The organism is Thalassolituus sp. UBA2009, assembly GCF_002335285.1.
GTDB lineage: Bacteria > Pseudomonadota > Gammaproteobacteria > Pseudomonadales > Oceanobacteraceae > Venatoribacter > Venatoribacter alkanivorans.
The window spans coordinates 1115-10946 of sequence record NZ_DDCJ01000070.1 but is presented as its reverse complement, the minus strand read 5'-3'; the positions used below and the strand labels follow the sequence as shown (position 1 = coordinate 10946).

Here is a 9832-nt window from a genome sequence, read left to right as displayed (position 1 = left end):
GACAATATCGTCGCCAGCCGCCAGTTTACCCCGGCTCAGTATCTGTCCGGTGAACTGGCAGGACAACACGATATGCCAAGCCAGGCACCGATTCATATCGCACTGGAAATTGTCGACCCTGGCCCGGAAGCCGTCAGCTATGCCATCCAGATTGTAGGCAACCAATAATTCCCGGCGGTCAAGCGGCCGCCGTCAGAATTTTTCACACTATTCATACAAAAGCAGCCAACTCCCCCTTTATTCAGCAGGGGGTTATGAGTATCATACCGCGACTTTTTCGCAGCACATTTTTTGATCAGATTTCAGCGGTTTCGCATGCCTTCGATTGGCCCTTACACACTACCCAATCCAGTAGTTCTGGCGCCAATGGCAGGGGTAACTGACCGTCCGTTCCGTCAGCTCTGCCGTCAGTTAGGCGCCGGCCTGGTGGTCGGCGAAATGGTGTCATCCAGTCCGGATGTACGCCATACGCGTAAATCACAGCTGCGTCTGGATCACACCGGCGAACCGGAACCGATTGCGGTACAGATCGTCGGCGGAGACCCGGAAATCATGGCTCAGGGCGCCATATTTAATGTTGCCAACGGCGCCCAGATCATCGACATCAATATGGGCTGTCCGGCCAAGAAGGTCTGTAACAAGGCTGCCGGTTCAGCGTTGCTGAAAGATGAAGCTTTGGTGAAGGACATATTACAGGCGGTCGTCGGCTCTGTTGATGTGCCGGTCAGCCTGAAAATCCGCACTGGCTGGGATCCGGACAACCGCAATGGCGTGCGCATTGCCCGTATTGCCGAAGACGCCGGCATTGTCTCACTGGCGGTACATGGCCGTACACGGGCCTGTGGTTACAGAAATACCGTCGAATACGACACCATCCGCGCGATCAAACAAAGCGTTGGAATACCGGTGTTTGCCAACGGTGATATCACCAGCGCCCGCAAAGCCTTCGAGGTAATGCAGTACACCGGCGCAGACGGCGTGCTGATTGGCCGCGCCGCTCAGGGTCAACCCTGGATTTTCCGCGAAGTGGCCCACTATCTGGCCACCGGCGAAGAGCTTCCTGCCCCACAACTGCAGGAAGTCGAACAGATTTTATTAAGCCACCTGGAAGCGCTGTACGAGTTTTACGGCGACTTTCTGGGCGTACGGATCGCCCGCAAGCACGTCAGCTGGTACCTCCAGTATCAGAACGGCGACAGCGATTTCCGTACCCGCTTTAACCGGCTGGAAGGCTGTACCGAGCAACAACAGGCGGTGCAGCAGTTTTTTAAGGATACGATCCGGAAGAAGGAATTGGCAGCATGAACACCGATACATTGAACAGCGAAGTAATCGAAAGAAGGAAGGTTGAGACAGTGACCGATTCAGCAGACTTGCAGCAATATCTGCGCACCCCGTTAGAAGCGACACAAACCCTGCGCGACAGTGTGGAAAAAGCACTGCAAAACTACTTTGACCATCTTGATGGTCAGGCCGTAGTCGATATCTACGACATGGTATTATCCGAAGTGGAAGCCCCACTGCTGGAAACTGTCATGAAGTACACCCGTGACAACCAGACCAAAGCTTCCGTTGTGCTCGGCCTGAACCGCGGCACACTGCGTAAGAAACTGAAGCAGTACGGCATGCTTTAAGACTTATCCTGAATACTCAGCGGCTTTGTGGCCGCTTTTTCTTTTTTAAAAACATAGAAAACCTGACCATATGAGCAACTTTATTCCTGCCAACGAGATCCCCGCGGACATCACCCCTGTACGCCGAGCCCTGATCAGCGTGTCGGATAAAACCGGAATCGTCGAATTCGCCCAGGCCCTGCAGGCGGCTGGTGTTGAAATTCTGTCCACCGGCGGTACTTACAAGCTGCTGATCGACAACCAGATTCCGGCGGTTGAAGTATCGGATTACACCGGTTTCCCGGAAATGATGGATGGCCGGGTAAAAACCCTGCATCCGAAAATTCACGGCGGAGTACTGGGCCGTCGTGGTCAGGACGATGATGTGATGGCCGAACACGGCATCAACCCGATTGATCTGGTCGTGGTTAACCTCTATCCGTTCGCCGCCACAGTTGCCAAAGAAGACTGTCATCTGGCACTGGCGATTGAGAACATCGATATCGGTGGACCAACCATGGTGCGTTCCGCCGCAAAAAACCACGCTTACGTCGGTATCGTGGTAAACAGCAGCGACTACAGCAAGGTGCTGGAAGACCTGAAAACACACAACGGCCTGACCTACAAAACCCGTTTTGGTCTGGCGCTGAAAGCCTTCGAACACACCGCCGCCTACGACGGTATGATTGCCAACTATCTGGGCACCATCGACCAGAACGCGGAAGTACTGAGCACTGATAACCGTCTGGCCTTCCCGCAGACCTTCAACAGCCAGTTCATCAAAGCGCAGGACATGCGTTACGGCGAGAACCCGCATCAGAATGCGGCCTTCTATGTTGAAGCAAACCCGGCCGAAGCCTCAATCGCCACTGCCAAGCAATTGCAGGGCAAAGAACTGTCTTACAACAACGTGGCCGACACCGATGCTGCGCTGGAGTGTGTAAAGTCTTTCGTTAAGCCTGCCTGTGTGATCGTCAAACACGCCAACCCTTGTGGTGTGTCTGTGGTTCCGGAAGAAGACGGTGGCATCCGTAAGGCCTACGACCTGGCTTACGCAACGGACAGCGAATCCGCCTTCGGCGGCATCATCGCCTTTAACCGCGAACTGGATGCCGACACCGCCAAAGCCATCGTTGACCGTCAGTTTGTCGAAGTCATCATTGCTCCGAAAGTGAGCGCTGAAGCCGCCGCCGTAGTGGCCGCCAAGCAGAACGTGCGTTTGCTCGAATGTGGCCAGTGGCCAGCAGAACGTGCCGCCGGTCTGGATTACAAGCGCGTTAATGGTGGCCTGCTGGTGCAGGATCGCGATAACGGCATGATCTCCGCCGATGAACTGAAAGTCGTGACCAAGCGTGCTCCGACCGAAGCCGAACTGCACGATCTGATTTTCGCCTGGAAAGTCGCCAAGTTCGTTAAATCCAACGCCATTGTTTACGCCAAAAACCGTCAGACCGTGGGCGTAGGCGCCGGTCAGATGAGCCGTGTAAACTCAGCCCGCATCGCCGCTATTAAGGCCGAACATGCCGGTCTGGTAGTTGAAGGTGCGGTAATGGCATCCGATGCCTTCTTCCCGTTCCGCGACGGTATCGACAACGCCGCGGCTAATGGCATCAAAGCCATTATCCAGCCGGGTGGCTCGATCCGTGATGAAGAAGTGATTGCTGCAGCCGATGAAGCCGGCATCGCGATGGTATTCACAGGAATGCGTCATTTCCGCCACTAAGTGGGTTGAAAGCGTTATGAGCGACGCTGTAGCGGCGTTATTTTTTGCCTCGGGATGCTCATGTAGGTCAACTACACTGCGCTCCCTCAGCAAAAAATGCCTTGCTACAGCGTCGCTCATAACGCTTTCTGACGCAGGGGCGCGTAAATGAAATAAAAATCCGTAGGAGCGGGCCATGCCCGCGACCTGATCGAGATATCGCGGGCATGGCCCGCTCCTACAATAAGGAATGTAAGAATGAAGGTATTAATTATCGGCAGTGGCGGTCGTGAACATGCCCTGGCCTGGAAGGCTCTGCAATCACCGTTGGTTGAAAAAGTATTTGTTGCGCCGGGCAACGCCGGTACCGCGCGTGAAGCCGGTATGGAAAACGTCGCCCTCGATGTGATGGATTTTGATGGTCTGCAGAAGTTTGCTGAAGATAACGCCATCGGCCTGACCATCGTCGGTCCGGAAGCTCCTCTGGTTGGTGGTATCGTTAATCAGTTCAGTGCCGCCGGCCTGAAGATTTTCGGCCCAAGCAAAGGTGCTGCGCAGCTGGAAGGCTCCAAAGCCTTCACCAAAGACTTCCTGGCCCGTCAGCAGATTCCGACCGCCGATTACCAGAACTTCACCGAAGTCGAACCGGCGCTGGCTTACCTGCGTGAGAAGGGTGCTCCTATCGTGGTTAAGGCCGATGGTCTGGCCGCTGGTAAAGGCGTGATTGTCGCCGAAACCCTGGAGCAGGCAGAAGAAGCCGTCAAAGACATGCTGTCCGGTAACGCCTTTGGCGATGCGGGCTGTCGTGTTGTTATCGAAGAATTCCTCGCCGGCGAAGAAGCGTCTTTCATCGTGATGGTCGATGGCAAAAACGTGCTGCCAATGGCTACCAGTCAGGATCACAAACGCGTTGGCGACAAAGATACCGGCCCGAACACCGGCGGTATGGGTGCTTATTCTCCGGCGCCAGTCGTTACTCAGGAAATCCACGATCGCGTGATGCGCGAAGTAATTATGCCAACGGTTAACGGCATGGCCGCCGAAGGCAATGATTACACCGGTTTCCTCTACGCCGGTCTGATGATTGACGCGTCTGGTGCGCCGAAAGTCATCGAGTACAACTGCCGTTTCGGTGATCCGGAAACCCAGCCAATCATGCTGCGTATGCAGTCTGATATCGTTGCCCATTGTCTGGCAGCGCTGGAAGGCAAACTGGACGGCGAAACCGCGCAATGGGATCCGCGTCCTTCTCTGGGTGTGGTACTGGCCGCTGCCGGTTACCCGGCTGACTACCCGAAAGGTGATGTCATCAGCCTGCCGGAAAACGACGGCGCTGACCGCAAAGTATTCCACGCCGGTACCAAGCTGGACGACGCTGGCAATACCGTCACCGCCGGTGGCCGTGTCCTTTGTGCCACGGCGCTGGGTAACAGCGTGGGTGAAGCTCAGGCTCAGGCCTATGAGCTGATCAAACAGATCAGCTGGAAAGGCATGTTCTGCCGCTCTGATATCGGTTATCGTGCCATTGCGCGCGAGCAGGCCGATAACTAAGCAGAACGTAATGGAGACAGCAGGGATGAGGCAGTACAGAGGACGTAAGCATCTGATTGTCACCCTGCTGTTTTTGTTTTTCCTGCCGCTGAAACTTTGGGCCAGCAGTCCTGTGCTGCTGCCCACCTCCTCGTTTGATTACCCGATCACGCCCTATATTTCGGTTTACGAAGATCCTGGCCGCACGCTCGATATCAACGCCATGCTCAGCCGTGAGCAGCAGTTGCGTTTTACTCCAAGCCACGCCCGCCGGCTGAAATTCGGCATCAGCGATTCCAATTATTGGCTGCGTTTCAGCCTGAGTAATCCTTATGCTCAGGAGCGCGAAGTTGTTTTTACTTTGTCCGACAGCGATATCGACGATTTCAGTTTTTATGAACTCAGCGATGCACAGTCCTACCGCTATATCAGCCCCGATGATCCGGCCCGCAGCCTGCGTGGCGGTTTTTTACAGACGTTTCCGGTTGTACTCACCGTACCGGCACAAAGCACCCGCAGTTATCTGGTACGCATTCACTCTTATGGCCTGTTGAGCACCAACGTCAGCCTGCTGAGTCTCGACCGCTTCCTCAATAATGAGCAGGAATTTTTCATGCTGCAGGGCATGAGCATCGGCTGGATTCTGGCCACCCTTGCCTGGTTTATTTTTGTGGTACGCAGCCAACGCATTATGCTCGCGGCCGCTGGCGCCGCTTATTGCGTCAGCATGATCATTTACCAGCCGGCGTGGATGGGACAGTTCTCCCTGCTGCTGAATATCAGTCCACTAATTGCCGATAAAATCGGTGAACTGGCACTGGCAGCCTCCGCGACCTGTCAGGCGCTGGCCGTACTGGCGCTGGGCTGGCATGGCAGCCGCGCCACACTGTACCGGCGGATTCTGCTGCTGGCGGCATTGGTTCACCTGCCGGTTGCTTTAGTGACCGTCTGGCTGGCACAGGAGGCCACGCTGATGGTGGTTGCCTGCATGATTGTCGCTAATGAATTTCTTGCAGCCCTGATTCTGACCCAGGGACGTTCTGAACACCCGCAGGCTCAGCGCTGGCTGCTGACTGGCCACCTGCTGGTTGGTTTTGGTGTGCTGCTGGCCATCCTGACCAGCCATAACCTGTTATCGCTGGATCTGTTTACCAGCTGGGCACCGGTTATTCTGCCATTTATCGTTATTGCCAGCCTGGTGCTGGCAATTATGAGCATTAAGCTGCAACAGCACCCTTTGCAAAATCAGGCCAATGCCGAGCTGCGTATGACGCCTGCCCTGCTGTCGCAGATCAGTCATGAACTGCGTACACCAATCAATGGCGTTATTGGCATGACGGAGTTACTGGGCGATACCCCACTGAGTGCCAACCAGCGTGATTTCTCCGATACCATCGCCCTCGCCGGTCGCGATCTATTGCATGTTGCCAACGAAGTTTCCGATCTGGCGCGCATCCAGAACGCCCAGCTCGAACTGGAGCAACGACCATTCAGTACCACGCAATTGCTGAATCAGGTTATCAGCCACTTCCAACAGGAAGCCAGCCGTAAACAGGTCGAACTGGTGCTGGATATCAGCGACGAGCTGCCGGAATATTTTATCGGTGACCGCGGCCGTCTGCAGACCCTGCTGCATAATGTTCTGGCCCGCGCTCTGGCTTATACCGAATATGGCGAACTGGCACTGCAGGCATCTTATTACCAGACCACTCAGGCCCATGGACTGCGTCTGCAGATCCAGCTGAGCAGCACCATCGTTAAGCAGGACGAGCTGAAAAATGCATTCTCCGTTTTACAGCACCACCTGCCTCTGGCAGAAAACTACAGCGCCAAGAGCTGGAATCTGCTGGTAACACGCCATCTGCTGCAGAAAATGAAAGCCACTCTGGAAGTAGAAAGTATGACCAGCCAGGGAGCCTCGCTGACGCTCTACCTGCCGCTGGAAGCGGAAGCCGGAAACAGCATTCCCTCGCCGCAGGATGACAGTCTGATTGGTCTGCGCATTCTGATCGTCGATGACAATGCATCACTCAGAAACGTTATCGAAAAACAGGTACGCCGCTGGGGCATGCGCCCGGACAGCACTTACAGCGGTAAGGAAGCACTCGCCATGCTGCGTAATCAGATCAGCATCGGCCAGCCCTATGATTTCATCATTATCGATCACGATATGCCGATTATGGATGGCCTGCAGCTGGCAGAACGAATCCGCTCTGATAAAGACATCAGCCAAAAACCGGCACGCCTGATGCTGACAGGTTTAAGCATCAGCAGTGTGCGCGACGATGCTCTGGCCGTTGGTATTCAGCACCTGCTGGCCAAACCGGCCAGCGGCGAACGCCTGCGTAACGCCTTGCTGACCCTTAAATACCAGCCTCAGGTGCAGAACGAAGGCAGTTAATCGGCCGCGACTGCGCGGCTTGCCGCCCACTGCCGCAGTGCCTGCATAGGTTCTGCCATCACCACTGACAACGGCCGGGTACGGCGGATTTCCTGCAACAGAGTATCCGTGCTGAGACCGGAGCCGGAGTGCTCACTGCTGGCGGCATGCCAGGCCGATACCACCGCCTGCTCCAGCTCGGCACCGGAAAAGCCGTCACTCTCTTCAGCCAGTGCAGTCAGATCAAAGCGCTGTGGGTCCAGCCCGCGCTTTTGCATATGCAAACGCAGAATCTCGGCACGGATTTCGGGTTTGGGCAGATCAACAAAGAACAGCTCATCCAGACGCCCCTTACGCAGTAACTCCGGTGGCAGCGCATGAATGTTGTTCGCCGTCGCCACCACAAATACCTGCGCATCATGCTCTGCCAGCCAGGTCAGCAAGGTGCCGAGAATACGCTGACTGACGCCGGCATCATTGCTGTCCTGCCCCAGTCCTTTCTCAATCTCGTCAATCCAGACCACACAGGGCGACATGGTTTCGGCAAGCTTCAGCGCTTCGCGCAGATTGCGTTCGGTTTCACCGAAAAACTTGTTATACAGGGTGCCGAAATCCAGACGCAGCAGGGGTAAGCCCCAGGAACCGGCCACCGCCTTCGCCGCCAGACTCTTACCGCTGCCCTGTACACCGAACAGCAGTAAGCCGCGCGGCCGCAGTTTGCGCTCGGCGGTCATAAAGGCCTGCTGGCGCTGCGCCAGCCAGGTTTTCATCACCTCCAGACCGGCAACATCGCTGAAACGCGCAGTGTCGTATTCAAAACTCATTACACCGTCCATATCCAGCAAGGCCATCTTGGCGCGGCTGACCGCCGGTACATCGTCCTGGGTAATGGCGCCGTCATCGACGATGGCACCGCGCACCAGGCGACGGGCATCGGAGAAAGTAAGCCCCTTCAGATTGGCGACCAGCTGCTGCAGGGTGTCGTTATCACTGCGCACTTTACGGCCACTGAGCTTGGCGTAACGCTGGGCTTCTTCTTTCACCAGCGCCAGCAACTGGCTGTCATCCGGTAACTGCAGGCTGAAGCTGGCAGCCAGGCGCTGCAATTCCGGTGGCGCCTGCAGGCGGTGGCTGAGCAACACCACGGTTTTGCCGTAACGCTCATGCTGCAGAGCAATGTCTTTCAGCAGGCGCACCACCAACGGCTCTTCGAGAAACGGATGCAGGTCGCAAAAGATAAACAGTCCGCCCTGTTCGCGCTCGCGTACAATGCGCAGGGCATCGGCGGGCTGCGTGGTTTCGGTGGCGCCAATGTCCTCACCAAAGCCGAGGCGGCGCAGACCATCGCTCAGCGTCCATTGCTGCAGCGCCAGACCGCGGCGTATGGCCAGCCGGGTCAGCATCTCCAGCGCCCGCGCTTCCTCATGGGATTCCAGCAGCAACAGCGGCACCTGGCGGTCGAGCAACAGGCTTAAATCGTGTAAATCCTGCATCGCAGTCTCCTTATTCTATGCGCGATTCTAACCACTCCATGGGCGACTGTCCGCCCTGTTCTGGCCGAAACTCACTTGATATGGGTCATGCGCCGGACGCCGTTATGCCGTAAAATGGCCGGAAATTCCGGAGGTATGAGTTATGAATGCCAACTCCCGTCGCTACTCGCTGTTTGACAAACTGATCCAGAACGCCGATCAGGCATTACGCACACTGGTGCCCGGTGCTGCACAGGAAGAACGCCCGTCCCCGGCGCAGCAGCGCCCGTACCACGAGCTGAACGAGGCCGAACAGAAACACGCCGCCGGGCTGATGCGTATTAACCATACCGGTGAAGTCTGCGCTCAGGCGTTGTATCAGGGTCAGGCATTGACCGCCAAATTGCCTGAAGTACGGGAAGCCATGGAAGAAGCTGCCCGCGAAGAAATTGATCACTTGGTGTGGTGCGAAGATCGCATCAAAGATCTGGGCAGCCATACCAGCCGTCTGAATCCGCTGTTTTACGGACTGTCATTCGGCATCGGCGCTCTGGCCGGAAAAATCTCCGACAAAGTCAGTCTGGGTTTTGTCGCCGCCACCGAAGAACAGGTGTGCAAGCATCTGAGCCAGCATATGACCAGCCTGCCGGTGCAGGACGAAAAGAGCAAAGCGGTGCTGCTGCAGATGCTGGAAGACGAAGCCAAGCACGCCACTGTTGCCCTCGAAGCCGGCGGCCATAAATTCCCGCTGCCGGTCAAACTGGCGATGACTGCGGTATCGAAAGTGATGACCAAATCCGTTTATCGCTTCTGATAAAACCCCAGCCTGTATAATCATGCCTCCGCATCGCGCACTGACCTGCACCAAAGCAGGTCAGATGCGGAACGAATAACTCCCGTCACCAATAGATAGAATCGCTGTTTAGCAGGCAAAATGCCGCTGGTCTTTTACTCTGAATAAGATCAAGGGCACCTCTGAATAATTCAGTGCCCGCTTCGGCTTACTGAAAAAGTCAGATCAAGTTAGCACGTTGAAGGCGCTGTATTGAAGGCATAACGGGTTACGCCAAAACGTTGCAACACCGAGCTGGATTTTTTCAGCAAGCCCCGCAGGGCGTGGGCTGCAGAGCGTTTT

General features: G+C 55.8%; 8 protein-coding genes. 7 read left to right on the top strand and 1 reads right to left on the bottom strand.

Annotated elements, in window-relative coordinates; genetic code table 11:
* Positions 1 to 6 precede the first annotated feature (6 nt).
* The 6 genes from B3P58_RS20765 (at position 7) to B3P58_RS08990 (ending at position 7246) form a co-directional block, all read left to right on the top strand.
* Positions 7 to 168 carry a DUF3426 domain-containing protein gene (locus B3P58_RS20765; protein ID WP_414716565.1) on the top strand — a complete coding sequence of 54 codons (162 nt, stop codon included), beginning with the start codon at positions 7 to 9 and terminating at the stop codon, positions 166 to 168.
* 147 nt (positions 169 to 315) lie between these two features.
* Positions 316 to 1305 carry a tRNA dihydrouridine synthase DusB gene (gene dusB, locus B3P58_RS09010; RefSeq protein ID WP_145469693.1) on the top strand — a complete coding sequence of 330 codons (990 nt, stop codon included), beginning with the start codon at positions 316 to 318 and terminating at the stop codon, positions 1303 to 1305.
* On the top strand, positions 1302 to 1634 hold the full coding sequence (gene fis, locus B3P58_RS09005) for a DNA-binding transcriptional regulator Fis (protein ID WP_145469694.1): 333 nt from the start codon (positions 1302 to 1304) through the stop codon (positions 1632 to 1634). Before dusB ends, fis begins: the two co-directional genes overlap by 4 nt.
* Before the next feature lie 70 nt (positions 1635 to 1704).
* Positions 1705 to 3336 carry a bifunctional phosphoribosylaminoimidazolecarboxamide formyltransferase/IMP cyclohydrolase gene (gene purH, locus B3P58_RS09000; RefSeq protein ID WP_286717077.1) on the top strand — a complete coding sequence of 544 codons (1632 nt, stop codon included), beginning with the start codon at positions 1705 to 1707 and terminating at the stop codon, positions 3334 to 3336.
* A gap of 237 nt (positions 3337 to 3573) precedes the next feature.
* Positions 3574 to 4866 (top strand): phosphoribosylamine--glycine ligase, encoded by a 1293-nt coding sequence (gene purD, locus B3P58_RS08995; protein WP_145469696.1) that lies wholly within the window; start codon positions 3574 to 3576, stop codon positions 4864 to 4866.
* Positions 4867 to 4891: 25 nt separating this feature from the next.
* A complete protein-coding gene (locus B3P58_RS08990; RefSeq protein ID WP_186435958.1) occupies positions 4892 to 7246 on the top strand; it encodes a 7TM-DISM domain-containing protein in 2355 nt (784 codons plus the stop codon).
* On the opposite strand, the gene B3P58_RS08985 is transcribed toward B3P58_RS08990, so the two are convergent.
* Positions 7243 to 8718 (bottom strand): AAA family ATPase, encoded by a 1476-nt coding sequence (locus B3P58_RS08985; protein WP_286717076.1) that lies wholly within the window; start codon positions 8716 to 8718, stop codon positions 7243 to 7245. The two genes, B3P58_RS08990 and B3P58_RS08985, sit on opposite strands and share 4 nt — an antisense overlap.
* 142 nt (positions 8719 to 8860) lie before the next feature.
* On the opposite strand from B3P58_RS08985, the gene coq7 reads away from it, so the two are divergent.
* Complete coding sequence (gene coq7, locus B3P58_RS08980; RefSeq protein WP_145469699.1) at positions 8861 to 9511, top strand: 2-polyprenyl-3-methyl-6-methoxy-1,4-benzoquinone monooxygenase; 651 nt, start codon at positions 8861 to 8863, stop codon at positions 9509 to 9511.
* Positions 9512 to 9832: the final 321 nt, after the last annotated feature.